Origin of the sequence: Nocardioides ochotonae, from assembly GCF_011420305.2 — a bacterium.
GTDB classification, from domain to species: Bacteria; Actinomycetota; Actinomycetes; order Propionibacteriales; family Nocardioidaceae; genus Nocardioides; species Nocardioides ochotonae.
Genome location: NZ_CP061769.1, coordinates 1,546,528 through 1,572,951 on the forward strand (window position 1 = coordinate 1,546,528; position 26,424 = coordinate 1,572,951).

Consider the following 26,424-nt stretch of genomic DNA (forward strand, 5'->3'; position numbering starts at 1 on the left):
CGGCTCCGCGGCGGCGCGGCCTCAGCGGCGGCGCAGCCGCACCCAGTGCTGGGCGGTGCCGCTGCGCGGGTCGCGCCACCCGTGCCGGTTGACGACGACCATCGTCAGCGGCGCGCCGCGCTCGGCGTGCGCGGCCCAGGCGGCGGCCAGCCAGGCGGCGTCGAGGTCCTGGAGGTCGAGGTCGCCGGGCCGGGTGAGCCACACCAGGGGCGCGGCGACGGGCGGCGGCCCGGTGCCGCGGTGGTGACGCGCGAGCATCGCGGCCACGACGTCGGTGCGCAGCGAGTGGTCGCCGATGCCGGCGACCGGGACGACGCCCTCCCGCGCGCCGGGGTGTCCGAGGTGGAGCAGCGCGGGGTAGACCTGTCGGCGCTCGGCGCTCGCGTGATCGAGCACCGCACGCCGCAGCGCTCGGCGCAGCCGGGTCGGCAGCGGATCCAGCAGGCCCGCGTCGGGGCGGGGCGTGGACGGCTCCGGCGGCATGCCGGGAGCCTGCCGCACACCCCCGCGGCTCGCCGGGGAAATCCACAGGCGCTCCCCGCGTCGGGTTCTTCGATAGCGTGACCCCGCGGCCGAGGGGTCGCAGGGACCTCAGGAGGGGCGATGGGAACCATCGTGGTCGGGTACGTGCCGAAGCCCGAGGGCGAGGCAGCGCTCGCGAAGGCGATCGAGGAGGCCGGGCTGCGGGGGAGCAAGCTCGTCGTCGTGAACTCCCACCGAGGAGGCAGCGAGTTCGACTCGACTGCTGCTCGGCGTGCCGAGGAGGAGATGGCGGGCATCAAGGCGCGCCTCGACGCCGCGGGGATCGAGCACGACATCCGTCAGCTGGTGCGTGGCTTCGAACCCGCCGAGGACCTGATCAGCATCGCCGAGGCGAGCGCGGCCGAGCTGATCGTGATCGGCCTGCGCCGACGCTCCCCGGTCGGCAAGCTGATCCTCGGCAGCAACGCCCAGCGCGTGCTGCTCGACGCGCACTGCCCCGTGATGGCCGTCAAGGCCGAGTCCTGACCCACGCGGTGACCGCGTGGCGGAGGCGGTCCGAAGGGGCTGCGGTGTGGGTACTGTGTCGGTCCCGCCGTCGTCCCGGGAGAGACCCATGTGCCTGCCCATGCGCAACCTCGCCGCCGCTCTGGTGCCGGCCCTGCTGCTCCTCGCCGGGTGCGGCGGTGGGGCAGCGGACGGCGACGACCGTCCGACCCTGCGGATCAGCGCGATCCCGGACCAGGACCCCGCCGAGCTCACCGCGCGCGAGGAGTCCCTGGCGGAGTACCTCGCCTCGACGCTGGACGTCGAGGTGGAGTACGTCCCGGTCACCGACTACGCCGCGTCGGTCAGCCTCTTCCGTGCCGGCGACCTGGACCTGGTCTTCTACGGCGGCCTGACCGGGGTCCAGGCGCGGCTGCAGACCCCCGGTGCCACGCTCCTGGCCCAGCGCGACATCGACGCGGAGTTCCGCTCGGTCTTCATCGCCCACGCCGACGCCGGGATCGAGCCGGTCGACGACGTCGCCGGGCTGACCGCGTTCGAGGGCACCCGCTTCACCTTCGGCAGCGAGTCCTCCACCTCGGGTCGTCTGATGCCGGAGTTCTTCCTCGCCGAGGCCGGCGTGGACAGCACGAGCGACTTCACCGGGCGACCCGGCTACTCCGGCTCCCACGACGCCACGATCGACCTGGTCGAGGCGGGCTCCTACGAGGGCGGCGTGCTCAACGTCCAGGTCTGGGAGGCACGCAACGAGGCCGGCACCGTCGACCGCGACAAGGTGGTCGAGGTGTTCACCACTCCCGTCTACAGCGACTACCACTGGCTGGGCGGTCCCGGGATCGACGAGCGGTTCGGCGCGGGCTTCACCGACGAGCTCGGCACGGCGCTCCTCGACCTCGACGGCTCCACGCCGCAGGAGGAGGAGGTCCTCGAGAGGTACGGCGCGGGCGAGCTCGTCCCGACCGATGCCGAGAGCTACGACCGGATCGAGGAGATCGGCCGCCAGCTCGGACTCGTGTCCTGATGCCCGCCTCCGACGCGCCCGACCAACCCCGCGAGCCGGGCGAGACAGTCGTCGCGCTGCGCGGCGTACGCGTGTCGTACGCCGGCCGCCCGGCTCTGCAGGACGTCGACCTGGTGGTGCGCGCGGGGGAGCGGGTGGCGCTGGTCGGCCCGAGCGGCGCCGGCAAGTCCACCCTGCTGCGGCTGTGCACCGGGGCGGTGCGACCGGACGCGGGCGAGGTCGAGGTGCTCGGCCGGCCGCTCGCGCGGCTCGGAGCCGCCGACCTGGCCGCCGTACGACGCCGGGTCGGCACCATCCACCAGCGCCTGCACCTCGTCGGCCGGCTCCGGGTGGTGCACAACGTCAACGCCGGGCGACTGGGTCGGTGGAGCACCTGGCGGGCGCTCTCCTCCCTGGTGCGACCGCGGGAGGTGGCGAGCGCGCGCGCCGCGCTCGCCCGCACCGGGATCGCCGACAAGCTGCTGGCCCGCACCGACGAGCTGTCGGGCGGTGAGCAGCAGCGCGTCGCGCTGGCCCGGGTGCTGGTGCAGGACCCCGACCTGGTGCTCGCCGACGAGCCGGTCTCCAGCCTCGACCCGGCGCGCGCGGACGAGGTGATGCGGCTGCTGTGCGAGACGGTGGCCGGTCCGCAGCGGGCGCTGCTCGTGAGCCTGCACGACTTCGAGCTGGCCGCGCGGCGCTGCGACCGGGTCGTGGGCCTGCGCGCGGGCCGGGTCGTCTTCGACCGCCCGGCCAGCGAGGTCCACGAGCTGCGGGACGCGCTGTACTCCCTCGCACGCGAATGACCGACCTGTCCCGGATCGTCTCGCTGGAGGCCGCCGCCCCGGCTGTCGCGCCGACCGCTGCCGGCGTGGCCGCGCCGCGCGCTCCTCGCCGGCGGGTCCGGGTCCCGGGCCGCGTCTGGCTGCTCGCGTGGCTGGTGGTCCTCGGCTGGTCGCTGGTGAGCTTCCTCGGCGAGGACCACGGGGTGCTCAACGCCGGCGGGCTGTCGGCCGTCGGGGAGTTCTGGGGCGCGGCGCTGCGCCCGGAGCTGTCCGCGGCCTTCCTCCGGGCGACCCTCGAGGCGGCCGCGACCACCGTGGCCTTCGGGGTGCTCGGGACGTTGCTGTCGATCCTGGTCGGTGTCGTCCTCGCGCCGGTGCTGAGCCAGACCTGGTGGGCACCGGCGTCCGCCCCCGGGGCCGCCCGGGTGGTGCGGGGTGCCGGGCTGCTGCTCTCCCGGGCCGCGGTCGCGCTGCCCCGCGGCGTGCACGAGGCCGTGTGGGGGCTGCTGCTGATCAGCGTGCTCGGCCGCGACCCGCTGGTCGGCGTGCTGGCCATCGCGATCCCGTTCGGGGCGATCACCGCCAAGGTCTACTCCGAGCTGCTGGACGAGACCGACCGCGCGCCGTACGAGCTGCTGCGCGAGGCGGGCGCCGGCCGGGCCACGGCCCTGGCCTACGGGCTGCTCCCGTCGCTGCTGCCCGGCGCCACGTCGTACGCCTTCTACCGCTTCGAGTGCTCGATCCGCTCCGCGGTGATCCTCGGCATGATCGGTGCCGGCGGACTGGGCCTGCAGCTGACCCTGGCCTTCCAGGGCCTGCAGTACGCCGAGATGTGGACCTCGATCTATGCGCTCGTGATCCTCGGGGCGCTCATCGACCGGTGGGGCGCGCACCTGCGCCGGGGGAGCTCGCGGCGCCGCTGGTCGATCTCCGGTGCGTTCCTCGCGGTGCTCGTCGCGGGGTCGGTGTGGCACCTGGCGCCGGACCTGGAGCGGTGGTTCTCCGGGCGGACGGCGGAGCTGCTCGCCCGGCTGGTCGACGACCTGGTGCCGCCGAGCCTGCCCGCCGGTGGGTGGTCGCAGCTGGGGGCCGCCGCGGTGGAGACCCTGCAGATGTCGGTGGTCGCGATCAGCCTGGCCACCGTCGCCGGGTTGTTGGTCGCCACCCTCGCCGCGCGCGGCGGCAGGTCGTGGCCGCGGCGGGTGCTCGGCTGGCTGGCCCGCCAGCTGCTGCTGCTCACCCGCGCCGTACCGCCGCCGGTGTGGGCGCTGGTGGTGCTCTTCGTGGTCTTCCCCGGCCCGCTGCCGGGCGCGATCGCGCTGGGCGTCTACACCTTCGGCATCCTCGGCCGGCTCTTCGCCGAGGTGGTCGAGGACCTGGACCAGCGACCCCGCGAGGCGTTGAGCGAGCTCGGCGCGTCCCCGCTGGCGTCCTTCGCCTACGCCGCCGTCCCCGCCGCCGCGGGCCAGCTGCTCGCCTATGCGCTGTACCGCTGGGAGGTCACCGCGCGCGAGACGGTCGTCGTCGGGGTCGTCGGCGCCGGTGGGCTGGGCGCCCTGCTCCAGCAGCAGCGGGCCGGATTCGACTACCCGGCGATGACCACCACGGTGCTCGCCCTGATCGCCGTGTGCCTGGTGGTGGACCTGCTCAGCCTCGCCATCCGCACCACCACCCGCTGACCCCTCCGCGCCGGGCGCGCCACCGGGGCCGGATCGGCAGGGGCCGCGGGCTCGGGCAAGATGGAGCCATGGGTTTCCAGATCGCCAACGAGCCTGCCGCCGACCGGGTCCTCGAGGAGCACCCCTTCGCGCTGCTGGCCGGGATGATGCTCGACCAGCAGTTCCCGATGGAGCACGCGTTCCGCGGCCCGGCGAAGGTGCTCGAGCGGTTCGGCAGCCTGGAGCCCGCCGAGATCGCGGCCGCGGACCCCGAGCGGTTCGCCGAGCTGTGCGCGACCCCGCCGGCGATCCACCGCTTCCCGGGCTCGATGTCGGCGCGCCTGCAGGCGCTCGCGGCCATGATCGAGGAGAAGTACGACGGGCAGACCGAGCGGCTGTGGACCGAGGCGACGAGCGGTCGCGACCTGCTCAAGCGGGTGATGGAGCTGCCCGGGTTCGGCAAGCAGAAGGCGCAGATCTTCGTCGCGCTGCTGGCCAAGCAGGTCGGCGTGCGGCCCGAGGGCTGGGAGGCGGCGGTGGGCGACTACGCGCTGGAGGGCTACCGCTCGGTCGCCGACGTGGTCGACGCGACGTCGCTGCAGAAGGTCCGCGACTTCAAGAAGGAGAAGAAGGCGGCCGCGAAGGCGAAGGCCTGACCCCCTCCTCGGAGCCCTCGCCGGGCCCCTCACCAGACCCCGGGGTCGGCTGCACCTCGCCGTGGCGCGCCATGCTGACGGCGCCGGCCACCGCGAGCACGAACCCGACCGCGGCCGCGGCACCCCAGCCGGGACGGGTCTGGTCGCCGAGCAGCAGCAGGCCCACCAGTGCCGGCGCCACGGTCTCCCCGACGACCAGCGGGGCCGTGGCCTGGGTGACGCTCCCGCGCTGCAGCGCGATCGAGTAGGTCAGGATCGCGACCGCCCCCGCGACCAGGAGGGCGTACGTCGCGGGGCTGGCCACCAGGGTGTCGAGCTCGTCGCCGATGTGGCTGGGGGAGAGGTCGCCGGGCAGCATCCGTGAGGCCACCGCGGTCGCTCCGTAGGAGAGCCCCGCGACGGCACCCAGCGCGGTCGCGCCGGCGGCACCCGCCAGCCGCGCGAGCGGTACGGCGAGGACCGCGAGCGCCAGCGCGGCCACGAGCACCCCCCACTGCTCGGCGTCGCTGACCGACACGCTGCGGTCCTCGGTGGCCGACGCGCCCACCAGCACCAGCCCGGCGACCACGACGGCCACGCCGATGCGGTCGCGGCGGCTCAGCGGCATCCGGAGGAACACTGCGCCCAGGATCGCGGTGATCGCCAGGAAGCTCGCGACCACGGACTGCACCACGAACAGCGGCAGGCTGCGGACCGCGACCAGGCTGAGGAGGAACCCGAGCCCGTCGAGGGTGAGGCCCAGGACGTAGAGCCACGAGCGCAGCAGCCGGGCGACCAGCCGGGGGTCCAGGCCCTCGACGGCGGCGGTGCGCCGGGTCGCGACGGCCTCGAGGATCGAGCTCACGCCGTAGCAGAGCGCGGTCCCGGCGGCGGCGAGCAACCCGAGCAGCATCCGGTCACGCTAGCCGAGCGCGCCGTCGCCGCATCCGTGGTCGTGCACACTGGCCCCATGGGGCGCGACCGCCCGCAGGACCGCAGCAGGTCGTGGAGCGAGGTGCTCGACGGCTGGTTCTTCGCGCTGTCGGCGGTGATCGGCGTCTGGTTCGCCTACGTGCTGCTGCGCGACGGGGTGCGGCCCGGGTGGCCGACGCTGCTGCTGCTCGTGTTCTGGCTGTTCTTCAGCTACCTCGTGCTGCCGCGCCTGCACCGGATCCTCACCGCCATCTATCTGCCCGGCTACTTCGTCGGCCGCACCCGCACGAGCGACGGCCTACTCGGTGACCCGGTCAACCTCGGCTTCCTCGGCGAGGAGGAGCAGGTCCACGCCGCGATGGCCGGGGCCGGGTGGACGCGCGCCGACGAGCTCGACCTGCGCAGCGCGCTCGGGATCGTGCGCGGGGTGCTGCGCGGGCGCAGCTACGCCGGCGCGCCGGTGAGCCCGCTGCGCCTCTTCGACCGCGCCCAGGACTTCGCCTACGAGCAGGAGGTCGCAGGCAGCCCGACGCAGCGCCACCACATCCGGTTCTGGCGCTGCCCGGACGGCTGGCTGCTCCCGGGCGGCGCCCGCGCCGACTGGCTGGCCGCGGCCACCTTCGACCGCGGTGTCGGCCTGTCCTGGTTCACCCTGCAGTTCACCCACCGCATCGATGAGGACACCGACGTCGAGCGCGACTTCGTGGTCTCCACGGTGGGCGCGGCGGCACCGGCCGCCGAGCTGAGCGTGATCGAGAACTTCTCCTCCGGCTACCACCACCGCAACGGCGGCGGCGACCGGATCCGCACCGACGGCGACCTGCCGATCCTGGACCTGCGCTGCGTGTCCGCCTCGGCCGGCGGGGCCACCCGGGCCGCGGGCGACACGGGGGAGCCGGCGCCGCGCCGCGCACGCATCCCCGAGCTGGTGCTGCTCGGCAGCGGCGTGGCGCTCGCCCGCGCCGCGACGTACGGCGTGGGGGCGCTGGCGAGACCCGGCCCGGACTCGGCGAGGGCGTTGACGGTGGCGTTCGCGGTGATCGCCGCCGGGGAGATCGCCCTGGCGCTCCTGGTGCTGTCGGGACGCAACTGGGCGCGGCTGATGCTGGTCGCGGGCTGCTCGGTGACCGCGGTGACCGCGATGGTCGTCTCGGTCCTCGGCCACGAGCGCCCGGTCGGGATCGGACAGCTGCTGGCCACCGGCGGCAGCATCCTGGTGCTGCTGGCGCTCTCCAGTCAGGAGGCGCGCGACTACGCGACCGGCCGGGGCGCCCGGTCGCCCGGGACGCGAGACGGTGCGCCCTCCCGGGCCCGAGCGGAGACGTCACGATGAGCGGCGGGCCGCGGCGCGGACGGCTCCGCGCGATCGTCCCGGCCGCTCTGGGTGCCGGCGCCGGTGTGCTCTACGCCAACTTCGCGCTCGACTGGGTACGCCGCGGCACGGTGAGCCTGGGGCACATGGTCAGCGAGCTGGCCGCCCCGGGCGAGCCGCACGCCTGGGTCTACCGCGCGTCCGAGGTGGGGGCCGCGGCGCTGGTGGTGCCGCTGCTGCCGGGGGTGCGCGCCGCCCTGCCCGCCGGGCCGGCCCGCGAGGTCGTCGTCGGCGCGACCGCGGTCTTCGCGATCGGCGCCACGGTGGCGGCGCTCGTGCCCACGCCGTTCGGGCCGCGGGTGGTCCACGACAAGGTCGACCGGCGTCCGCGCAGCGAGGTGCACGACCGGGCCAGCTTCGTCTCCGACGCGGGGCTCTACGTCGGGGTCGCGGCCGCCTGGGTGAGCACCCGGAGCGCGGGACCGCGGTGGGCGCACCGGGCCGCGGGCGTGGTCTTGGGCCTCGGGGGCACCAGCAGCCTGGTGTTCGGCTATGCGCGGCCCTCGGCCCGGCTGCGGTGGGTGGGCGGCATCAGCCAACGGGTCAACGTGGTCGTGATCAGCGCCTGGCTGGGCTGCCTCGGCCTGCTCGCTGCGCGAGCCCGGGATGCTGCGCTCCCGTAACGTGATCGCCACCACTCTGAGCGGGGAGGTTCGGATGACCGAGCGCGCTGTCGAACGCCGCCTGCACCTCCACCTCCCGGCCGACGATCGCTGGCCGGACCGGTTCGCCGGGTTGATGTTCCTCTTCGCCGCGCTGACCGTGGCGGCGGCGCTGGTCCCGCCCTGGCGCGGCTACTTCGCGCGCCCCGACGACGTGGTCTCGCTGCTCACCATCCCGGTCGTCCCGAGCCTGGTCTACGCGGCCCTGCTGTTCGTCACCGCCGTCGCGCTGCGGCGCCGGCTGCGGGCGGCCTGGTGGGTCACGGTGGTCTGGTGGCTCGGCCTGCCCGAGATCGGCCGGGTCGACGCGCTGGTGGACGGTGAGGACGTGACGCTGGCCGCGATCGGGCTGGTGCTGGTCGCAGCCGTGCTGGTGATCGCGGTGCGGGTGCGGCACCAGTTCGTCGCCCGACGGGTCCCGGGCAGTCTGGCGGCCGCGTCCGCGGTGTTCCTCGGGGGCGGCCTGGTGATGGTGCTCGGTGGCGCGGCGCTGGTGAGCGCCGTCGGCAGCTCCCCGTCGTACGCCGAGTCGGTGGCCTACGTCCTGGACCGGATGCTGCTGGACCTCGGGCGGATCGGGTTCGGCTCCGACGCCGCGTCGCCGTGGTGGGTGCGGCTGCTCATCGCGCTGGTCGGTGCCGTGGTGGTCCTCGGCGCCGCCCACTTCCTGTTCCGCCCGCCCCGAGACACCCGCACGCTCGAGGTCGCCGACGAGGCACGCGTGCGCGGGCTGCTGCGCGACTTCGGCGAGCACGACTCGTTGGGCTACTTCGCGACCAGGCGCGACAAGTCGGTGGTCTGGGACACCGGGTCGGCGCAGACGGGGCGCGCGGGCGTGTCCTACCGCGCGGTCGGCTCGGTCAGCCTCGCCAGCGGCAACCCCGTAGGCGACCCGGCGTACTGGCCGCAGGCGATCGCGCGCTGGCGCGAGGAGGCCCGCGCGAACGGCTGGTCCCTGGCGGTGATGGGCGCCGGTCACGAGGGTGCGCTCGTGTACGCCGACGCCGGGTTGAGCCTGCTCGACATCGGCGACGAGGCGATCGTCGACATGAGCACGTTCTCCCTGAACGCGCCCGGCATGAAGGGGGTGCGCCAGCCGGTCACCCGGCTGCGGCGGCGCGGCTACACCACCCGGGTGCGGCGCCACGCGAGCCTCACCGACGCCGACTTCGTTGCGCTCGGCGACGCGGCGGCGTCGTGGCGCGGGGACGGCGGCGACGAGCGCGGCTTCTCGATGGCGCTCGGCCGGCTGGCCGACCCCCTCGACGGCGACTGTGTGCTGGTCGAGGCGCACGCCCCCGACGGGCGGCTGCACGGCTTCCTCAGCTTCGTGCCGTGGGGGCGCGCCGGGCTCTCCCTGGACCTGATGCGCCGCGACCCCACGGCCGACAACGGGCTCGTCGAGCTCATGGTCGCGAGCCTCGCCGACGAGGCGGCGACGTTCGGAATCGGCCCGGTCTCGCTGAACTTCGCGATGTTCCGCGAGGCCTTCGAGCGCGGCGCTGAGCTCGGCGCCGCGCCGGTCGCGCGGCTGTGGCGCCAGGGCCTGCTGCTGGCCAGCCGGACCTGGCAGCTGGAGTCGCTCTACCGCTCCAACGCCAAGTACCTCCCGGAGTGGCAGCCGCGCTACCTGGGCTATGAGTTCACCTCCGACCTGCCGCGGGTCGGCACGGCGGCCGGCAGCGCCGAGGGGTTCCTCACCGCGCCGTCCATCACCCGGCTGCGGCGCCGCGGCAGCGCCCAGGACGGCGCCGGCGTCGGCGGCCTGGAGACCGGCAGCCCCGACCACGCCGCCGCCGTCCGGGCGCTCATCCCCCCGGCCCCCGACGTGGTCGCCGAGGCGGTCTCGCCGGACCACCTGCCGGAGCAGATGCGGGTACGCCGCGCCAAGCTCGACCGGCTGCGCGCCCAGGGGATCGACCCCTACCCGGTCACGGCCCCGCGCACCCACACCCTCGCGCAGGTCCGCGCCATGGTCGGCGCGGAGCCGGTCGCGGACCTGGAGAGCGGGGTCGTGGTGTCGGTCGCCGGCCGGGTGCTGCTCAAGCGCGACATGGGGCACCTCGGCTTCGCCACCCTGCGCGACGGCAGCGGCGACCTGCAGGTGATGGTCGACGCCCAGCACCTCCCGGCCGAGGCGCTGTCGTTCTGGGAGCACGAGATCGACCTCGGCGACCAGGTGAGCGTCACCGGGGAGGTCGTCACGACCCACCGCGGCGAGCTGTCGGTGCGCGCGACGGCGGTGCAGCTGACCAGCAAGGCGCTGCGGCCGCTGCCGGACAAGCACGAGGGGCTCACCGACCCCGACGCCCGGGTGCGCATGCGCTACGTCGACCTGATCGTGCGGCCCGAGGCGCGCACGGTCGCCTACCAGCGCGCCGCGGTCGTGCGCAGCATCCGCGACTCCCTGCAGGCCCGGGGGTTCACCGAGGTGGAGACCCCGATCCTGCAGACCGTCCACGGCGGCGCCAACGCCCGGCCCTTCGAGACCCACATCAATGCCTACGACCTGGACCTCTACCTGCGCATCGCCACCGAGCTGCACCTCAAGCGGCTGCTCGTGGGCGGGATGGAGAAGGTCTTCGAGGTGGGGCGGCAGTTCCGCAACGAGGGCGCGGACTTCAAGCACAACCCGGAGTTCACCTCGCTGGAGGTCTATGAGACCTACGGCGACTACGACACCATGCGGGTGCTCACCCAGGAGCTGATCCAGGAGGCGGCGACCGCGGTCTACGGCTCGCCGGTGGCGCGCCGAGCCGACGCCGAGGGCCGGATCGTCGAGCACGACCTGTCCGGGCAGTGGCCGGTCAAGACGATCTGCCAGGCGGTCTCGGAGGCGCTGGGGGAGGAGGTCACCGCCGACACCCCGCTGCCCACGCTGCGCCGCCACGCCGACCGGATCGGGCTCGAGCTCGACACCGACAGGTCGTGGGGCTTCGTCCTCGAGGAGCTGTACGGCGAGCTGTGCGAGGGCCAGACCACGACACCGGTGTTCTACACCGACTTCCCCAAGGAGAACGCCCCGCTGACCCGCCCGCACCGCCACGACCCGCGGCTTACCGAGAAGTGGGACCTGGTGATCTTCGGTGCCGAGCAGGGCACGGCGTACTCCGAGCTGATCGATCCCGTCGACCAGCGCGAGCGGCTGGTCGCGCAGTCGCTGCTCGCGGCGGCCGGCGACCCGGAGGCGATGCAGGTCGACGAGGACTTCCTCCAGGCCCTCGAGTACGGCATGCCGCCGACCGGCGGGATGGGCCTGGGCATCGACCGGCTGGTCATGAACCTCACCGGCCTCAGCATCCGCGACACCATCCTGTTCCCGCTGGTGAAGCCGCACCCGTGAGGGCAGGTCCTGCGCGTGTGAGCGCGAGCCGAGACGCCCTCGTTGCCGGATCGTGATCCCCAGCCGTCCGGTGGGGCTCAGACTCCGACCCTGGCACCCATCCGCACCCGCCGGTCACGTCCGCTGCTCGCGCCGCGGGGCCCACCATCGACGTCCCGGGCGAGGGCGAGATCGGGATCGGTGACGCCGTCCGCGTGGGCGGCGGCGTGCTCGACGACGGCAGCGGCGCCGGCATCGAGGTGCCGGAGTCGTGCCGGGACAGCCCGCTGTGGCTGGCGAGCGGCATCTGAGCGGTTCCCCGGGTAGCCGACGTCGCCGCTGCCTGCTCGGTTCCCGGCCACCGGGAGCCCGTCCTTGTGTGGTGGGGCTCACAGTCACGATGCGCCTGCCATTCAGAGGCACTGACCTCTCGGGGACAAGGAGCAGAGATGAGACTCAACAAGGGCTTCAAGGCGGGCGTCATCGCCATCAGCCTGGCCGCCGTCGTCGCCGGTTGCGGCTCCTCGCGCAGCGAGGAGGACCCGGGCGGAGACGACAGCACTGCTCCCGCCGCGGCGTCGACCTTCGGCGACCTCGAGTCCCCGTGCGGCGAGGGCGACGCGTCCGGCGCGACCGACCAGGGCGTCACGGACGCCTCGATCGCGATCGGCTACGGCGACGACCGCGGCTTCGTGTCCGCGCCGGGGCTGGCCCAGGAGGTCGGCGACGCGGTGGACGCGATGGTCAAGTGGTGCAACGACCAGGGCGGGATCAATGGCCGCGAGCTGGTCGGCACCCGCTACGACGCGGCCGTCAGCAACATGGTGCCGGTCATGAAGGAGGCGTGCGGCAAGGAGTTCATGCTGGTCGGCGACGGCTTCGCGAACGACTTCGCCGGCGACCCGGTGCGGGTGGCCTGCGAGCTGCCGCACGTCCCGGCGTACACCGTCGGCGGCAACGCGGCCATGGGCGAGCTCAAGGTCGAGCCGATGCCCTACCCGGCCGACCGCTACAACGCCGGTGGCCTCAAGGCGGCCATGGAGCTCGTGCCCGAGTTCAAGGAGTCGATCGCGATCATCAACACCGACGCGCCGGCGACCCAGGTCTCGAACTACAAGGTCGGCGCCGCGCTCGCCCAGCTGGGCGTCACCCCGAAGGACTGCGGCATCACGCTGCACATGGCGGGCGACTCCAGCTACGCCCCGCTCGCCCAGAAGCTCAAGGGCTGCGGCGTGAAGTCCTTCTTCAACTCCTACACCCCCTCGCCGCAGATCTTCGGTCTGCTCGAGGCCAACCAGCAGGCCGGCGTCGAGCTGGCCCAGTTCGCCGAGGCGCAGTGGTACGGCGAGGCGGGCGCGGCCTGGAACGCGCAGACCAAGGCCGCCGACGGGATGCTGACGGCGCAGACCGTCCAGCCGCTGGAGAACGCCGACGTCAACGAGGCGGTCGCGCAGTACCAGGAGCTCGTCGAGGGCAACGGCGGCAAGACCGGCATGCTCGGCATCAACGCGACCTCGGCGTTCCTCCTGTGGGCGGGCGCGGCGAAGGAGTGCGGCGACGAGCTGACCCGGGACTGCGTCATGGAAAAGATCGCAGCGGTCGAGGACTGGACCGCCGGTGGCCTCCAGGCGCCGACGAACCCGGGCACCAACGAGCCGACCGAGTGCACGATGCTCGTGCAGCTCACCGGCGGCACCTGGGAGCAGGTCTACCCCGAGACCCGCGGCGAGTTCGCCTGCGACCCGGCCAACGTGATCGACATGGACCCCGCGATCTCCGGGATCAAGGTCACCAAGGACCGCACGTTCGAGTCGTTCCTGCAGCAGTGACCCCTGGCCGACCCGGGAGGCAGCGGCCTCCCGGGTCGGCCGGCTGACCACGGAAGGGTCCGCATGGACACGTTCCTCACCTACACCGCCCTCGGGCTGGTGGTGGGCGCCATCTTCGCCATCGCGGCGTCGGGACTGGTGCTGACCTACACCACGTCGGGCATCTTCAACTTCGCCCACGGTGCCCAGGCGATGATCGGCGCGTTCACCTTCTACCAGGTCAAGGCGGTCTGGGGGCTGCCCACGTGGCTGTCCCTGGTGCTGGTCCTCGGAGTCCTCGGGCCGGCCATGGGGTGGCTCCTGCACACCCTGATCATGCAGCGCCTGCGCGACACCGAGATCGTCACCCGGGTCGTGGTGACGGTGGCGGTGCTGCTGGGCCTGGTCTCGCTGTCGCAGTGGATCTGGAACCCCCAGGAGGGCCGGATCCCGCCGATGCTCTTCGGCTCGGACAGCACCGTCGAGCTGCTCGGGGTGACGCTGCGCTACCACCAGGTGCTGTGCGTGCTCATCGCCGCCGCGATCGCGGTCGGGCTGTGGTGGCTGTTCACCAAGACCCGGGTCGGGGTGCTGATGCGGGCCACCGTCGACGACCCCGAGCTGCTGAAGCTGTCCGGGCACGACCCGGACCGCATCTCGGCCGCGGCGTGGATGATCGGCTCCACGCTGGCCGTCCTCGCCGGGGTGCTGGTGACCCCGGTGATGGGCGGGACCCTGGAGGCGAACGCCCTGACCCTGCTGGTCGTGGACGCCTTCGCCGCCGCGCTGTTCGGGCGCCTGCGCAGCATCCCGCTGACCTTTGCCGGCGCGATCGTGCTGGGCCTCGCCTCGACCTGGCTGGTGGGCTACGCCCCCGCGGACTGGACCTGGGTGGGCAACTTCCAGCGGGCGCTGCCCATGGTGGTGCTGTTCGCGGTGCTCCTGCTGCTGCCGCAGGAACGGCTGCGGGGGACCGCCACCCGCTCCCGTGAGCGCTACGAGACCCCGCCGGTGCGGCGCGCCGCCATCTGGGCGCTGGTGGGCCTGGTGGGCCTGGTCGCGTTCGGCGGGCTGGTCTCCGAGGCCCGGACCGGCACGCTGCTGGTCGGGCTCTCCTTCGCCATCGTCGCGCTGTCGATCGTGCTGCTGACCGGGTATGCCGGCGAGCTGAACCTCGCCCCGCTCGCCTTCGCCGCGGTCGCCACACTGGTGGCCTACCACGTCGGCAGCGACGGCTCCGGCCCCGACGCCCGGCTCTCCCTGACCGGCGTGGTCGCCGGGGTCGTCGCCGCGGGGCTCGCCGGCGCCCTGGTGGCGCTGCCCGCCCTGCGGCTGCGCGGGCTCTACCTCGCGCTGGCCACCCTGGCCTTCGGCGGCGTCGTGTCCGCGATGCTTCTGCGGGACACGACGCCGCGCACGGTGTTCGGCCACACCTTCACCGTCTTCCCGAACGGCAACATCCTGATGCCGCCGCTGCAGGTGGGCCCCGTCGACCTGGCGGACAGCTCCACCTTCCTGTGGGTTCTCAGCGCGCTGTTCGTGGTGCTGGGCCTCGGGGTCGTGGCACTGCGCAACAGCAGCTACGGCCGCCGGCTGGCGGCGATGAAGGACAGCCCCGCCGCCGCCGCGATGCTCGGTCAGCGGCTGCTCGTCCTGAAGCTGGGCGTGTTCGCGCTCTCCACCGCGATCGCGGGCCTCGGCGGCATCTTCATGTCCATGGCGGTCGTGTCGGTGTCGGCGGAGACCTTCGGGTTCACCGTCAGCCTGTCGCTGGTGATGATGACGGTGGTCTGCGGCATCGGCTACGTGTCGGGCGCGCTCGTGGCCGGGCTGATCGCCGGCGCCGGCCTCGCCTCGGTCCACCTGCTCCTCGGCGACATCGCGCTCACCCATCCCGAGTACGGCGGCACCTTCGACATCGTCCACCACCTGCTCCTGGTCGCCACCGCGCTGGTGGGCATCGGCGTCGCCAACGGTCCCAGCGGCTTCCTGCACGACGTGTTCGCCCGCCAGCGCGGCCTGGCCCGGACGCCGGTCGTGCGCTGGAGCGGGGCTGCGGTGCAGGTGGCGCTCCTGCTGGCGGCGTACGGCGGGCTGATCGGGGCGGCGCTGATGCTGTTCCTCAGCGTGGCGCTGTGGTCGGTGCTGCCGGCCCTCGCCGCGGCGTGGTTCCCCGACCCGGCGGCGGCGCGGGCCAGGCCCGTGCCCCTCGAGCTCGAGGGCATCAGCACGCCCCCCACCCCTGCCCTGCGCCAGCGCATCGACCGCGAGCTCGGCATCGAGACGGAGCTGACCCATGTCCCTGCTTGAGACCCGAGGAGTCACGGTGCGCTTCGGCGGCAACGTGGCCCTCGACGACGTGAGCGTCACCGTCGAGGCCGGCGAGGTGACCGGCCTGATCGGTCCGAACGGCGCGGGCAAGACCACGCTGTTCAACGTGATCACCGGCATGCAGCCGGTCGCCACCGGCAGCGTGCGGTTCCAGGACCGGGACGTCACCCGATGGAGCCCCGGCCGGCGCGGACGCACCGGCATGGCGCGCACCTTCCAGCGCCTGGAGCTGTTCCTCTCCCTCAGCGTCCGCGACAACATCCGGGTCGCGGGGGACATCGTGCGCGCCAACACCCGGCGCCGCGTCGACGTGGTGCGTGAGACCGAGCGGGTGCTCGCCCGCACCGGGCTGCTGGACGTCGCCCACCTCGACGTCTCCGCCCTGCCCACCGGGCGGGCCAGGGTCGTCGAGGTCGCCCGGGCGCTGATGACCGACCCCGTGCTGCTGCTCCTGGACGAGCCCGCCTCGGGCCAGACCGAGACCGAGAGCGAGGCGTTCGCCGACCTGCTGCGCGCGATCGCGGCGGAGGGCACCGCGGTGTGCCTGGTCGAGCACGACCTCCCCCTGGTGATGCAGACCTGCACGACCATCCACGTCCTCGACCACGGCCGCCTCATCGCGAGCGGGAGCCCCGCCCAGGTGCAGGCGTCGCCGGCGGTCATCGAGGCCTACATCGGACAGGAGGCGACCGCATGAGCGAGCGCCCTCCCGCGCTGGAGCTGCTCGGCGCGCACGCGGCGTACGGCGACATCGAGGTGCTGCACGGCGTCGACCTGACCGTGCCCGCCGGGTCGGTGGTGGCGCTGCTGGGACCCAACGGGGCCGGCAAGTCCACGACGATGAAGACCCTCAACGGCCAGGTGCCGCTGAGCGCTGGCCGGCTGCGCATCGCCGGACGCGACCTCACCGGGATCTCGCCGGTCGACGCGGCGGCACTCGGCGTGTGCACGATCCCCGAGGGACGCGGGGTGTTCGCCAACCTCACCGTCCGGGAGAACCTGATGGTCGCCGCGGGGAACCGCGCGACGCTGGCCGAGATGGAGGCCGCCGCCTATGCCCGGTTCCCGAAGCTGGGGGACCGGCGCGGCCAGCTCGCGGGCTCCATGTCGGGCGGGGAGCAGCAGATGCTGGCGCTGTGCCGGGCGCTGGGCACCCGCCCGTCGGTGCTGCTGCTCGACGAGCTGTCGATGGGGCTCGCGCCGATGATCGTCTCGCAGATGTACACCGTCGTCGCCGCCCTCGCGGCCGAGGGCATCACCGTGCTGCTCGCCGAGCAGTTCGCACGCATCGTGCTGCCGCTGGCGGACACGGCCGTGCTCATGGTCAACGGTCGGGTGGTGCGCACCGGGGCGCCCGCCGACCTCGAAGAAGCACTCTCCACCACCTACCTGGGAGGCTGACATGCCCACCGAGACCCCCACCACCTCCGCGCCCGCCGAGCAGGAGCCCGCGGTCCGCGACGAGCTCGAGAAGGCCGTCGCCGGCCACCGGACGAAGGGCGCGGCCTCCTCGGACCGGCCGCTGGTGGTCGCCGGCGCGCTGCTGATGGCCGGCGGCGTCATCGGGGCGTTCGTGCAGTACAACGTGACGCTGTCCCAGGACGACGCCCGCGACATCGCCTCCACCCAGGTGCTGGTGCTGGCGCTGCTCGGGCTGGTCCTGGTCGGCGCGGCGCTGTTCGTGACCGGCGCGCTGGGGCGGGTGCTCCGGCTGTGGCTGCTGCGCCAGCTGCTGGAGAACCGGGCCCGCGAGGAGCGTGCGGTGGCGCCGCTCGACGCCGCCGCTCGCGAGCGCCCCTGACCCTGCACGCCTGCGCGATGACCGACGTGAACAAAGGCCGCGGACGGCGAGGTCTGACCTCGCCGTCCGCGGCCTTTGTTCGCACTCAGGGCCCGCGGGCGCGCTGGTGCTCAGCCGCGCCCGATGAACCTCAAGAAGTTCTCCGCCGCCAGGCCGGCCAACTCGTCGTCGCCGAGCGGGAGCTTGGTGAGCACGTCGACGGACTTCCAGACCTGGGTGAAACGGGGGTCGACGTGGTCGGGTGCCTCGACATGGCCCGGCCGGGTGTTGAGCAGGTCGGAGAAGACGTAGTTGGTGCCGAACATCGCGCGCTCGATGCCGAGCTCGCGCAGGTGGGCGACCATGTCCTCGGGTGTCCAGGTGCCGTCGTACACCTCGTTCAGGCGTAGCGAGGTGTCGGTGTGGACGCGCTCGTAGCGCCGGGCCAGCTCCAGCACCTCGAGGTCCAGGGGACCGCGCAACGCCTTGTCGTGGCCGAAGTGGGCGAAGCAGATCTTGAGGTCCGGGTAGGCCGCCAGCGCGTCGGCGAAGCCGGCCGGACGGACGTTCGGGTTGTGCCCGCCGGTCTCGGTGACGATCGGCACGTCGTGGGCCACGCAGTACTCATAGAGCGGGAAGTACGCCGGGTCGCCACCGGGCGCCCCGATGTCCCCGGGGCTCAGCTTGACCCCGACCGCGCCCAGGGCGAGCTGCTCGGCCGCCTCCTGCGCGGCCCCCTCCGGGCCCATCACCACGGGGTTCACCCCGGCGAAGTAGGTGAACCGGTCGTTGCCCGCGCTCACCTCGGCGGCCCAGGTGTTGTTGTCGTGCGCGCGGCGTGTGGCGCGGTCCCGCAGCTCCGCGTCCGCCGTGGCCCGCTCGGCGGGGTCGTCGGGCAGGAGGTACTGCCCGTGCCGGTGGTAGCGCCCCGTCCAGGTCAGCATCAGGGCGTTGCACGCGGAGATGCCGCAGGCGTCCATCATCTCCTCGAACTCCGCGAGGGTGCCGAGGTTGGCCGCGCCCGGCTTCACCAGCGGCGGGGTGAGGAAGTAGTCGCGCATCTCGCGCCCGTGCTCCTCGGAGCGGTAGAGATGGCAGTGCATGTCGATGATCCGCAGCTCGCTCATCGGACGTACTCCTTGATCGCGTCGGGGACGGCCCCGCCGCCGAAGGCGGGGCGTGCCGTGGTGTGCAGGATGCCGCCGTCGGAGACGACCGAGCTGCCGGTCATGTAGGCCGACAGGTCGGAGGCCAGGAAGAGCGCCACGCCCGCGGTCTGCTCCGGGTCGCCGAGGTCGCCCAGCGGTGTCACCGCGGCGGACCTGGCGAAGAACTCGCGCACCGACGCCGGTGCGTCCGGGTTGTTCATGTGGGCGCGGGTGCCGACGGTCCAGTGCGTGCCGGGGATCAGGCAGTTGACCCTGACGCCGTACGGCGCGAGCTCGAGCGCCGCGGTCTTGGTGAGGTGGATGACGCCCGCGTTGGCGGCACCGTAGGCGGCGATGTGGGGGGCCGCGGCGACGCCGCTGGTGGACCCGACGTTGACCACCCGGCCGCCGTGCCCGGCCCGGATCATGGCGATCGCCTCGGCCTGCACGGAGAGGAACGTGGAGTCGAGGTTGAGTGCCAGCGGGCGGCGCCACTCCTCGAGGCTCAGGTCGAGCAGGGGCTTGTTGACCCCGGCGGTGCCACCGGCGACGTTGACGGCCACCGAGAGGTCGCCGAGCGCCTCGCAGGCCGCGGCGACCATCCGCGCGGGGGCGGTGGGGTCGGTGACGTCGGCCTGCACGGCCACGGCGCGGCGGCCCCGCTCGCGTACCTCCTCGACGGTGCGCGCCGCGGCGTCCGCGTCGAGGTCGACCACCGCGACGTCGCAGCCGGCGCTGGCCAGCTGCAGCGCGGTGGCCCGGGCGATCCCGTTGCCGGCGCCGGTGACCAGCGCGACCCGGCCGCGCAGCCCGAGCAGGTCGAGGAGGTCCTCGGAGGCGCTCACGAGTCCGCTCCCTGCAGGAGCGCCTGCGGCACCGGCGGAGCGGGGTTGAACACCAGGTGGTCGGGCAGCAGCGAGGCGGTGTCGATGTCGGAGGGCTGCCAGCCCTCGACGAGCGCGGTGCCGTCGAGGGTGCGGACCGGGCGGTCGAACTCCGTGATCAGGCCGAGGGAGTAGGCGACCCGGCCGGTGACCTCGCGGGGGTCGGCGGTGCACAGCAGCAGGTTGGCCTCCGCCATCGTCTCCTCGGGCTCCGAGGGCCAGCCGGGCACGGCCCGCGCGGCGTTCTCGGTGGCGACGCCCCGGTTGGGGGCCAGGGTGTTGACGGCGATCCGGTCGTCGTACAGCTCCATCGCGGCGCCGGTGGTGAGCCGGTCGATGGCGGCCTTGGTGGCGCCGTAGAGCACCGAGCCGAGCAGCGGGTGGGGGGCGTACGGCGGCCCGACGCGGGGTCCGGCGAGGCGGGAGGACAGGTTGACGATCCAGCCGGCGCCGCGGGCCCGCATGCTGGGCACGACCGCCTTCATCAGGTCCCAGGTGTTCCAGACGTTGGTCTCCACCGAGTCGTGGAACATGGTCCGGTCGATGTCGAGGAACGAGGCGCCGTGGTGGCGTGCCGCGGCGGCGTTGTTGACCAGGATGTCCACGCGCTCGCCGAAGGCGTCCTCGATCTCGGCGACGAGGGCCGCCCGGTCGAGCTCGGGGCGACCGAGATCGGCGACGAAGTGGCGGGCGGTGCCGCCCTCGGCGGTGATGATCCGGACGGTCTCCTCGAGGGAGCCGGCCAGCGAGCCGTCGCCCGGGTGCAGGGTGCGGGAGACCGCGGCGACGGCGATGCCGTCCGAGGCGAGCCGGCGGGCCATGGCGCGGCCGATGCCGCGGCTGGCCCCGGTGACGATGGCGAGGTGGGTCATGCGGGAGCTCCGATCGGGGTCAGGTCGGCGAGCAGGTCGCCGAGCTCGGTCTCGACGGCGCCTGCGCTGCCGAGGGTGAAGGCGAGCTGGCGGCCCCACAGGAAGTAGCGGTGAATGGGGTAGTCGAGGTCGGCGCCGATGCCGCCGTGCAGGTGCTGGGTCGCGTGGACCGCGCGCAGCCCGCCGGTGGCGGTCCACCACTTCGCGACCAGCGAGGCGGCGCGCGCCTCGGCGTGCTCGCCCCGGTCGAGGTGCCAGGCGGCCTTCAACGCGGTCAGCCGGACCCGCTCGGCGTCGAGGTGCGCGTCCGCCGCGCGCAGGGCGACGGCCTGGTTGGTCGACAGCGGCCGGTCGAACTGGAGGCGCCGGGAGGTGTACGCCGCGGTCATCGCGACCGCCTCGGCGCCGACGCCGGTGGCCAGGGCGGCCAGCGCCACCCGGGCCCGGGTCCGGGTGCGGTCGATGATCGTCGCGCCGTCGACGGCCAGCAGGTCCTCGGCGCCGACCCGTACGCCGCCGGCGTCCAGTGAGCCGGCGGAGCAGTTGTCGGTCGCGCGGACCGCCTCGACCCGCAGCCGGTCGGTGGCCAGGACGGCCACCCGCGGCCCGTCCGGGGTCGCGAACGGCAGCACCACGGCCGCGGCGACCGGGGCGGCGACCACCAGGTCGAGGACGCCGCTCAGCACCCAGCCGTCGCCGTCGGGACGCCCATGGAGCGGGAGCGTGCCGTCGGCCGCGACCTCGAAGTGGCCGGTCACCGGCGTGGTGCCGTCCAGCAGGCCGGGCAGCCAGCGGGCCTGCTGCTCGGGCGTGCCGTGCCCGGCCAGCGGCTCGGCCCCGCAGGTGATGACCGCCCACAACGGGACCGGCGCGGTGCGGCGGCCCTGCTGCTCAAGCAGGGCCAGGAGGGCACCTGCGCCCAGGCCGGCACCCCCGTGCTCCTCGGAGAGGGTGAGACCCAGCAGGCCGGAGTCGGCCAGCAGCCGCCACAGGTCGCGGTCGAAGCCGCCCTGGGTCTGTTCGACGGTGCGCAGGTGGGCGCTGTCGCACCGGTCGGCGAAGATCTTGGCGGCGAGGTCGGCGACCTCGCGCAGGTCGTCGTCCAGCTGGAAGTCCATCAGCCGGCCTCCTTCGTGGTCGTGGGGCGTCGGCGGGCGCCGACGGTCATGCCGAGGGTCTTCGCGGCCACCAGCTCGCGCATCACCTCGTTGGTGCCGCCGCCGAAGGTGTTGTTCTGCGAGCGGCGCGAGAGCCCCTCGAGGCGACCGGCCAGCGCGGCCCCGGGGGAGCCGGGGCGCACCAGTCCGGCGGCACCGAGCACCTCCTGGAGCAGCGCGTAGACCTGCACGACGGTCTCGGTGCCGACCACCTTCGCGGCGCCGGAGCCACCACCGGTGAGCGTGTTGGCGGCGATGTCGGCGACCAGGCGCAGGTTGAACAGGTCGCTGGCGCTCAGCAGGGCGTGGGCCTGGGCCAGCCGGGCGCGCACCCACCCCACGTCGTACACCGACCCGGCGCCCAGCGGGGTCTCGCGGGCCCAGGCGAGGGTGGCGTCGAACAGCTCGTTGGCGACGCCGCCGCGGGCGGCCAGGGCGACCCGCTCGTGGTTGAGCTGCGCGGTGATCAGGGACCAGCCCTGGTGCAGCTCGCCCACGACGTTGGCCAGCGGCACCCGGACGTCCTCGTAGTACGTCGCGGACGTGGAGTGCCCGCCCACGGTCTCGATCGGGGTGACCGAGAACCCGGCCGACGTGGTCGGCACCATCACGATCGAGATGCCGCGGTGCCGGACGGCGTCGGGGTCGGTGCGCACCGCGAGCCAGATCCAGTCGGCGAACATGCCGCCGGAGGTGAAGACCTTGGCCCCGTTGATCACCAGCTCCTCGCCCTCGACCACGGCACGGGTCTGCAGGGACGCCAGATCGGTGCCGGCGCCGGGCTCGGTGTAACCGATGGCGAAGTTGAGCTCGCCGGCCAGGATCTTGGGCAGGAAGTAGGCCTTCTGCTCCTCGCTGCCGTAGTTCATCAGGGCGGGCGCGACGGTGTTCAAGGTGACCAGCGACAGCGGGGCGTCGGCGCGGATCGCCTCGTCGTAGAAGACGAAGAGGCCCTCGGGGTCCTCGCCGCGGCCGCCGTACTCCTCGGGCCAGCCGAGCCCGAGCCAGCCGTCGTGGCCCATCTGGCGCAGCAGCCGGGAGAAGACCGGGCCGCCCTCGTCCTGGTGGACGAGCTCGGCGCGGTCGGCGTCGTCGATCAGGTCGGCGAAGTAGTCGCGCAGCTCGCGGCGCAGCTGCTTGGCGGCCGGTGAGAGGTCGGGGTACATCACGTGGTCCTTTCCGCGGCGCTGAGTCCGCTGATGCGTCCGAGTAGGGAACCGTCGCCGAGTGACAGGCCGCAGCAGCCCGCCTCGACGTCGGCACGGTCGGTCGCCTGCAGGCGGAGTGTGGGCCGCACGCGTGTGAGCGAGCCCGGAACTCCCGATCAGTGGAAGCAGCGAGGCGCCGCTCAGCCGGCGTCGTGGACGACCCGGCCGGCGACGACCGTGAGCCGCACGGGGTTCGCCGGTACGCCGGCCAGGGCAGCCTCGAGGGGGCCGTGCAGCAGCACCAGGTCGGCGGGCGCACCGGGCACGATCCGGCGCACGCTGCCCGCGGGCGCCTCGGGGTGGGTGAGGTAGCCGCCCAGCGCCAGCGATGCCGGGACCCGCTCGCCCGCCCCGACGACCCGCCCCGACGGTGTCCGCCGGTCGGCCGCGGCGGCGATGACCTGCCACGGGCTCAGCGGGCCGTGCGGGGCGTCGGAGGCGCCGCAGACCGGGATGCCCGCGGCGCGCAGCCCCGCCCACGGCCACAGCCAGGCCTGCTCGGCGGCGCCGACGTCGCGGACCAGGTCGTCGCCCCGTGCGCTGAGGAATCCCGGCTGGGTGACCACCTGGACCCGGGTGGCGCGCAGCCGGGGGAGCAGGGCGGGAGGAACGACGCTGGCGTGCTCGATCCGGTCGCCCGGGACGTGCCCGGCGTCCTCGAGGGCAGCGAGGGTGAGCACCAGCGCCTCCACGCCGAGGCAGTGCACGGCGACCGGTCGCCCGGTGCGGTGATGGGCCGTGACCCGCGCGGCCAGCTCGTCCACGGTCGGGAGGTCGTGGTCGCGCAGGTGGATCTTCGCAGGCCCGACGGTGAGGGTCTCGGGCACCGCGGCGGTGGCCGCGCCGAGCAGGTGCACCCGCTGCGGCAGGGCGTCGGTACGCCGCGCGCCGTCCAGCAGGTCCACGGTCGCGCGGGGCAGGTCCGGCGTGGCGTCGGTGACCCCGGTGATCCCCAGCCGCGCCAGCTCGGCGCCCAGCGCGGCGAGGTCCGGGGCGGTCCGGCCGACGCGGGCGCCGAGCTCGTGGTCCAGGCGCCAGAGTCGTCCGGACACTCGACCGGAGCCGTCCCGTTCGACGTCGGGGGTGTCCGGGAGCGGGCCGAGCGCCGCCAGGGCCGCGCTGTTGAGCACCCACAGGGCGCCGGAGTGGTCACGCACCCGCACCGGTGTCGTGGCCCGCTCCGGGCCCATCAGGGCGTCGAGCAGGTCGCGGGTGAGCCGGCCGACCCGGGCCTCGTGGTGGCCGACGGCGCGCACCCACCCGGCGCGCGGCGTGCCGGCCCGCAGCCGGGCACCGAGCTCGTCGAGGGTCGTGGCGTCGGAGCAGTCGACCGAGCCGGCCACCGCGGCGGTGGCCAGCAGATGGAGGTGGTGGTCATGGAGCCCGGGCAGGAGCGCCGCGCCGTGCCCGTCGTACTCGCACAATCCGCTCAGCGACAGGGAGGCCTCCACGGCGACCACTCGCCCGTCGTGCACCGCCACCGCGACCCGGCGCCCCTCGTCGCCGAGGAGGGTGACGTCGCGCAGGACCAGGTCGACGCGGTCAGCGGACCTCATCGACCAGGCCCCACTCCCGGGCGGTGCCTGCGTCGACGTCGGCACCGGTCAGCGCCATCCAGGCGGTGCGCCAACGACCGATCCGGCGTGGCAGCGTGACGGTGCCGCCGGCGCCCGGCACGAGCCCCAGGCTGAGCTCGGGCAGGCGGAAACGGGTGTCCGGGTTCGCGACCACCCTCCCGGCCGCGGCCGGGATCTCGATGCCTGCGCCGATGCAGAGACCGTGCAGCTCGAAGCGGAGGCCCGGGCCGAGCCGCTCGCGCAGCCGGGTGACGGCCATGGCCCCGGAGCGGGCGAGCCGGACGGCGTGGGCGCTGACCACGTTCGGGGCGGTGCCGAACTCGTCGAGGTCGCCGCCGCTGCAGTACGACGGGCCCGCCCCGCGGACCACGACCTCGGTCAGGGCGGGGTCGAGCTCGGCCAGCTCGAGGCCGGCCAGGAACCCGTCGCGCACCTGTCGTCCCCAGGCGTTGTGCCGCTCCGGACGGTTCAGGACGACCTCCAGCCGTGCGCCCCGGCGGGAGAGCAGCACCGGTTGCTCGACCTCGACGGGTGGGGCGGCGGGGGTGCTGGCGCGCCAGCACCGGAACTCCGGTCCGGCGAGCAGCATCGAGTACGCCAGGGACTCCACGAGCAGGCCGTGCCCGACGTCCGCGCAGCCGCCGGTCCGCAGCAGCTCGAGCAGCACCCGGGTCGCTCCCGGGGCGCGGTCGGCGGTGGCGAGGACGCTCGGGAGGTCGGCGCGCGAGCCGGCGCACCACGGGGCGGGCCCCTGCGCCAGCGTCACCGTCAGCTGCTCGAGCACCGGACCGGCGGAGCGTGGCAACGGGCGGCTGGCCACGCCGACGACACCGACCGCGCCCGGCCCGTGCGGGCCCGGTGCGAGGCACTGGCGCAGACCGGCGGCGAACCTGCCCACCGCGGCCTCGTCGGCCCAGTTCACCCCGGCGGAGTCCAGGTCCAGCACCTGCAGAAGGTCGAGCTCGGGCATGGATCTCCAGACTCCAGGGGCCGCCGCCGGCGAGTTCCCGCTCATCGGGAGGCGTAGATCACATGGTTGACCGCGAGCATATAACTCGGCGCACCGAGCGCGTCGGCGCTCACCGAGGAACGGGAGCTGATCCGATGCATCTGGCGGAGACCGAGGCGCAGACCCGGATGCGCGCCGAGCTGCGCGCGTACTTCGCCGGGCTGATGACCCCCGAGGTGCGCCACGCCCTGCGCGACGGCTACTACTCCGAGGGCGCCACCCGGGTCTACCGCGACGTCGTGCGCACGCTGGGCAAGGACGGCTGGCTCGGCATCGGCTGGCCCCAGGACATCGGCGGCCAGGGGCTCACCATGGTGGAGCAGGCGATCTTCAGCGACGAGGCCACCCAGGCCGACGTACCGCTGCCGCTGCTGACCATCAACTCCGTCGGCCCGGCGATCGCGGCGCACGGCACCGAGCAGCAGCGGGCCGAGCTCGTCCCGGGCATCTTGGGTGGGGAGATCCACTTCGCGATCGGCTACTCCGAGCCGTCCTCGGGCACGGACCTGGCCAGCCTCACCACCCGCGCGGTGCGCGACGGCGACGAGTACGTCATCACCGGCCAGAAGCTGTGGACGGGGATGATGGAGGCCGCCGACTACATCTGGCTCGCGGTCCGCACCGACCCCGAGCAGCCCCGGCACCGCGGGATCTCGGTGCTGATCGTGCCCCGCGACGCGCCCGGGATCACTTCCACCCGCATCCGCACGCTCGGCGACCACTCGGTCGCCGCGGTCTCCTTCGACGGGGTCCGGGTACCGGTCGAGAACTGCATCGGCGGGGAGAACAACGGGTGGTCGATGATCACCGGCCAGCTCAACTCCGAGCGGGTCGCCCTGGTCACCACGGCCCCGGTCGAGCAGGCCCTGGCGGCCGTGACCGCCTGGGCCCGGGTCACCCGAGGACCCGGCGGCGAGCTGGTCATCGACGACCCGACCGTGCGCCAGACCCTGGCCCGGGTGCGGGCGGAGGTGGAGTTCCAGCGGCTTCTCAACGCCCGTCTCGCCACCGCCGTGGACCGCGACGAGCTGGAGCCCGCCGAGGCCTCCGCGGCCAAGGTCTTCGGGTCCGAGCTCATCGGCCGCGGCCGGCGACTGCTGCTCGACGTGCTCGGCCTCGACGCGGCGCTGCCCGGCGACCTGCCCGGCGCGGTCGTCGAGGGTGCGTTCGCCAGGTCGGTGGGCCACTCCAACGTCATGACCTTCATCGGCGGGGCCAATGAGATCCAGCGTGACCTGATCGCGCAGCTCGGCCTGGGCCTGCCCCGCAGCCCCCGCTGACCACCGACCCATCCGA

General features: G+C 74.1%; 23 protein-coding genes. 14 read left to right on the forward strand and 9 right to left on the reverse strand.

The annotated features are described in order from the left end of the window. Positions 1 to 21: 21 nt before the first annotated feature. Positions 22 to 483, reverse strand: a complete 462-nt coding sequence (locus HBO46_RS07515; protein WP_224769433.1) for a hypothetical protein — start codon at positions 481 to 483, stop codon at positions 22 to 24. A gap of 120 nt (positions 484 to 603) precedes the next feature. On the opposite strand from HBO46_RS07515, the gene HBO46_RS07520 reads away from it, so the two are divergent. From HBO46_RS07520 to HBO46_RS07540, 5 genes are all read left to right on the forward strand, one after another. Next, a complete protein-coding gene (locus HBO46_RS07520; protein ID WP_166139736.1) occupies positions 604 to 1,008 on the forward strand; it encodes a universal stress protein in 405 nt (134 codons plus the stop codon). Positions 1,009 to 1,096: 88 nt separating this feature from the next. Beyond that, the gene (locus tag HBO46_RS07525) at positions 1,097 to 2,008 is read left to right on the forward strand and encodes a putative selenate ABC transporter substrate-binding protein (RefSeq protein ID WP_166139737.1); all 912 of its coding nucleotides are present in this window, start codon (positions 1,097 to 1,099) and stop codon (positions 2,006 to 2,008) included. Continuing rightward, on the forward strand, positions 2,008 to 2,793 hold the full coding sequence (locus HBO46_RS07530; RefSeq protein ID WP_166139738.1) for a phosphonate ABC transporter ATP-binding protein: 786 nt from the start codon (positions 2,008 to 2,010) through the stop codon (positions 2,791 to 2,793). Before HBO46_RS07525 ends, HBO46_RS07530 begins: the two co-directional genes overlap by 1 nt. After that, positions 2,790 to 4,451: a PhnE/PtxC family ABC transporter permease gene (locus tag HBO46_RS07535; protein WP_166139739.1), complete on the forward strand. Its 1,662-nt coding sequence runs from the start codon at positions 2,790 to 2,792 to the stop codon at positions 4,449 to 4,451. Before HBO46_RS07530 ends, HBO46_RS07535 begins: the two co-directional genes overlap by 4 nt. Positions 4,452 to 4,519: 68 nt before the next feature. Further along, positions 4,520 to 5,086, forward strand: a complete 567-nt coding sequence (locus HBO46_RS07540) for an HhH-GPD-type base excision DNA repair protein (RefSeq protein WP_166139740.1) — start codon at positions 4,520 to 4,522, stop codon at positions 5,084 to 5,086. Here HBO46_RS07540 and HBO46_RS07545 read toward each other — a convergent pair. Next, complete coding sequence (locus tag HBO46_RS07545; RefSeq protein WP_191480217.1) at positions 5,046 to 5,978, reverse strand: hypothetical protein; 933 nt, start codon at positions 5,976 to 5,978, stop codon at positions 5,046 to 5,048. The two genes, HBO46_RS07540 and HBO46_RS07545, sit on opposite strands and share 41 nt — an antisense overlap. Before the next feature lie 57 nt (positions 5,979 to 6,035). Here HBO46_RS07545 and HBO46_RS07550 point away from each other — a divergent pair, with 57 nt between their 5' ends. From HBO46_RS07550 to HBO46_RS07585, 8 genes are all read left to right on the forward strand, one after another. Next, positions 6,036 to 7,331: an LssY C-terminal domain-containing protein gene (locus HBO46_RS07550; protein WP_166139741.1), complete on the forward strand. Its 1,296-nt coding sequence runs from the start codon at positions 6,036 to 6,038 to the stop codon at positions 7,329 to 7,331. Beyond that, positions 7,328 to 7,993 carry a DUF998 domain-containing protein gene (locus tag HBO46_RS07555; protein WP_166139742.1) on the forward strand — a complete coding sequence of 222 codons (666 nt, stop codon included), beginning with the start codon at positions 7,328 to 7,330 and terminating at the stop codon, positions 7,991 to 7,993. Before HBO46_RS07550 ends, HBO46_RS07555 begins: the two co-directional genes overlap by 4 nt. A gap of 34 nt (positions 7,994 to 8,027) precedes the next feature. Continuing rightward, entirely contained in the window at positions 8,028 to 11,375 is a 3,348-nt protein-coding gene (lysX, locus tag HBO46_RS07560) for a bifunctional lysylphosphatidylglycerol synthetase/lysine--tRNA ligase LysX (RefSeq protein ID WP_166139743.1), read from the forward strand. A gap of 428 nt (positions 11,376 to 11,803) precedes the next feature. Further along, positions 11,804 to 13,183: an ABC transporter substrate-binding protein gene (locus HBO46_RS07565; protein WP_166139744.1), complete on the forward strand. Its 1,380-nt coding sequence runs from the start codon at positions 11,804 to 11,806 to the stop codon at positions 13,181 to 13,183. 63 nt (positions 13,184 to 13,246) lie between these two features. Beyond that, the gene (locus tag HBO46_RS07570) at positions 13,247 to 15,472 is read left to right on the forward strand and encodes a branched-chain amino acid ABC transporter permease (protein ID WP_166139745.1); all 2,226 of its coding nucleotides are present in this window, start codon (positions 13,247 to 13,249) and stop codon (positions 15,470 to 15,472) included. Beyond that, positions 15,459 to 16,190, forward strand: coding sequence for an ABC transporter ATP-binding protein (locus tag HBO46_RS07575; RefSeq protein WP_166139746.1), 732 nt, complete (start codon positions 15,459 to 15,461; stop codon positions 16,188 to 16,190). Before HBO46_RS07570 ends, HBO46_RS07575 begins: the two co-directional genes overlap by 14 nt. After that, the gene (locus HBO46_RS07580) at positions 16,187 to 16,894 is read left to right on the forward strand and encodes an ABC transporter ATP-binding protein (protein WP_166139747.1); all 708 of its coding nucleotides are present in this window, start codon (positions 16,187 to 16,189) and stop codon (positions 16,892 to 16,894) included. The genes HBO46_RS07575 and HBO46_RS07580 overlap by 4 nt, the downstream gene beginning before the upstream one ends. Position 16,895: 1 nt before the next feature. Then, entirely contained in the window at positions 16,896 to 17,294 is a 399-nt protein-coding gene (locus HBO46_RS07585; protein WP_166139748.1) for a hypothetical protein, read from the forward strand. Between the two features lie 110 nt (positions 17,295 to 17,404). Here the strand turns inward: HBO46_RS07585 and HBO46_RS07590 are convergent, their stop codons facing one another. The 7 genes from HBO46_RS07590 to HBO46_RS07620 all read right to left on the reverse strand — a co-directional run bounded on the left by HBO46_RS07590 (position 17,405) and on the right by HBO46_RS07620 (position 25,089). Beyond that, complete coding sequence (locus HBO46_RS07590; RefSeq protein WP_166139749.1) at positions 17,405 to 18,400, reverse strand: amidohydrolase family protein; 996 nt, start codon at positions 18,398 to 18,400, stop codon at positions 17,405 to 17,407. Then, positions 18,397 to 19,266, reverse strand: a complete 870-nt coding sequence (locus tag HBO46_RS07595) for an SDR family NAD(P)-dependent oxidoreductase (RefSeq protein WP_166139750.1) — start codon at positions 19,264 to 19,266, stop codon at positions 18,397 to 18,399. Before HBO46_RS07595 ends, HBO46_RS07590 begins: the two co-directional genes overlap by 4 nt. Continuing rightward, on the reverse strand, positions 19,263 to 20,177 hold the full coding sequence (locus tag HBO46_RS07600) for an SDR family NAD(P)-dependent oxidoreductase (protein WP_166139751.1): 915 nt from the start codon (positions 20,175 to 20,177) through the stop codon (positions 19,263 to 19,265). Before HBO46_RS07600 ends, HBO46_RS07595 begins: the two co-directional genes overlap by 4 nt. After that, entirely contained in the window at positions 20,174 to 21,295 is a 1,122-nt protein-coding gene (locus HBO46_RS07605; RefSeq protein ID WP_166139752.1) for an acyl-CoA dehydrogenase family protein, read from the reverse strand. The genes HBO46_RS07600 and HBO46_RS07605 overlap by 4 nt, the downstream gene beginning before the upstream one ends. Next, the gene (locus HBO46_RS07610) at positions 21,295 to 22,500 is read right to left on the reverse strand and encodes an acyl-CoA dehydrogenase family protein (protein ID WP_166139753.1); all 1,206 of its coding nucleotides are present in this window, start codon (positions 22,498 to 22,500) and stop codon (positions 21,295 to 21,297) included. The genes HBO46_RS07605 and HBO46_RS07610 overlap by 1 nt, the downstream gene beginning before the upstream one ends. Positions 22,501 to 22,682: 182 nt before the next feature. After that, a complete protein-coding gene (locus tag HBO46_RS07615; protein ID WP_166139754.1) occupies positions 22,683 to 24,098 on the reverse strand; it encodes an amidohydrolase family protein in 1,416 nt (471 codons plus the stop codon). After that, positions 24,085 to 25,089, reverse strand: coding sequence for an enoyl-CoA hydratase/isomerase family protein (locus HBO46_RS07620; protein WP_166139755.1), 1,005 nt, complete (start codon positions 25,087 to 25,089; stop codon positions 24,085 to 24,087). The genes HBO46_RS07615 and HBO46_RS07620 overlap by 14 nt, the downstream gene beginning before the upstream one ends. Before the next feature lie 134 nt (positions 25,090 to 25,223). Here HBO46_RS07620 and HBO46_RS07625 point away from each other — a divergent pair, with 134 nt between their 5' ends. Next, entirely contained in the window at positions 25,224 to 26,408 is a 1,185-nt protein-coding gene (locus tag HBO46_RS07625; protein ID WP_166139756.1) for an acyl-CoA dehydrogenase family protein, read from the forward strand. Positions 26,409 to 26,424: the final 16 nt, after the last annotated feature.

Bases quoted from the DNA above. Each gene is read 5' to 3' on its own strand.
- lysX (WP_166139743.1), top strand. From the start codon at position 8,028: ATGACCGAGCGCGCTGTCGAACGCCGCCTGCACCTCCACCTCCCGGCC.
- HBO46_RS07605 (WP_166139752.1), bottom strand. From the start codon at position 21,295: ATGGACTTCCAGCTGGACGACGACCTGCGCGAGGTCGCCGACCTCGCC.
- HBO46_RS07580 (WP_166139747.1), top strand. From the start codon at position 16,187: ATGAGCGAGCGCCCTCCCGCGCTGGAGCTGCTCGGCGCGCACGCGGCG.
- HBO46_RS07550 (WP_166139741.1), top strand. From the start codon at position 6,036: ATGGGGCGCGACCGCCCGCAGGACCGCAGCAGGTCGTGGAGCGAGGTG.
- HBO46_RS07555 (WP_166139742.1), top strand. From the start codon at position 7,328: ATGAGCGGCGGGCCGCGGCGCGGACGGCTCCGCGCGATCGTCCCGGCC.
- HBO46_RS07590 (WP_166139749.1), bottom strand. From the start codon at position 18,400: ATGAGCGAGCTGCGGATCATCGACATGCACTGCCATCTCTACCGCTCC.
- HBO46_RS07535 (WP_166139739.1), top strand. From the start codon at position 2,790: ATGACCGACCTGTCCCGGATCGTCTCGCTGGAGGCCGCCGCCCCGGCT.
- HBO46_RS07570 (WP_166139745.1), top strand. From the start codon at position 13,247: ATGGACACGTTCCTCACCTACACCGCCCTCGGGCTGGTGGTGGGCGCC.
- HBO46_RS07525 (WP_166139737.1), top strand. From the start codon at position 1,097: ATGTGCCTGCCCATGCGCAACCTCGCCGCCGCTCTGGTGCCGGCCCTG.
- HBO46_RS07585 (WP_166139748.1), top strand. From the start codon at position 16,896: ATGCCCACCGAGACCCCCACCACCTCCGCGCCCGCCGAGCAGGAGCCC.
- HBO46_RS07575 (WP_166139746.1), top strand. From the start codon at position 15,459: ATGTCCCTGCTTGAGACCCGAGGAGTCACGGTGCGCTTCGGCGGCAAC.
- HBO46_RS07565 (WP_166139744.1), top strand. From the start codon at position 11,804: ATGAGACTCAACAAGGGCTTCAAGGCGGGCGTCATCGCCATCAGCCTG.
- HBO46_RS07530 (WP_166139738.1), top strand. From the start codon at position 2,008: ATGCCCGCCTCCGACGCGCCCGACCAACCCCGCGAGCCGGGCGAGACA.
- HBO46_RS07545 (WP_191480217.1), bottom strand. From the start codon at position 5,978: ATGCTGCTCGGGTTGCTCGCCGCCGCCGGGACCGCGCTCTGCTACGGC.
- HBO46_RS07515 (WP_224769433.1), bottom strand. From the start codon at position 483: ATGCCGCCGGAGCCGTCCACGCCCCGCCCCGACGCGGGCCTGCTGGAT.
- HBO46_RS07620 (WP_166139755.1), bottom strand. From the start codon at position 25,089: ATGCCCGAGCTCGACCTTCTGCAGGTGCTGGACCTGGACTCCGCCGGG.
- HBO46_RS07625 (WP_166139756.1), top strand. From the start codon at position 25,224: ATGCATCTGGCGGAGACCGAGGCGCAGACCCGGATGCGCGCCGAGCTG.
- HBO46_RS07615 (WP_166139754.1), bottom strand. From the start codon at position 24,098: ATGAGGTCCGCTGACCGCGTCGACCTGGTCCTGCGCGACGTCACCCTC.
- HBO46_RS07600 (WP_166139751.1), bottom strand. From the start codon at position 20,177: ATGACCCACCTCGCCATCGTCACCGGGGCCAGCCGCGGCATCGGCCGC.
- HBO46_RS07610 (WP_166139753.1), bottom strand. From the start codon at position 22,500: ATGTACCCCGACCTCTCACCGGCCGCCAAGCAGCTGCGCCGCGAGCTG.
- HBO46_RS07540 (WP_166139740.1), top strand. From the start codon at position 4,520: ATGGGTTTCCAGATCGCCAACGAGCCTGCCGCCGACCGGGTCCTCGAG.
- HBO46_RS07520 (WP_166139736.1), top strand. From the start codon at position 604: ATGGGAACCATCGTGGTCGGGTACGTGCCGAAGCCCGAGGGCGAGGCA.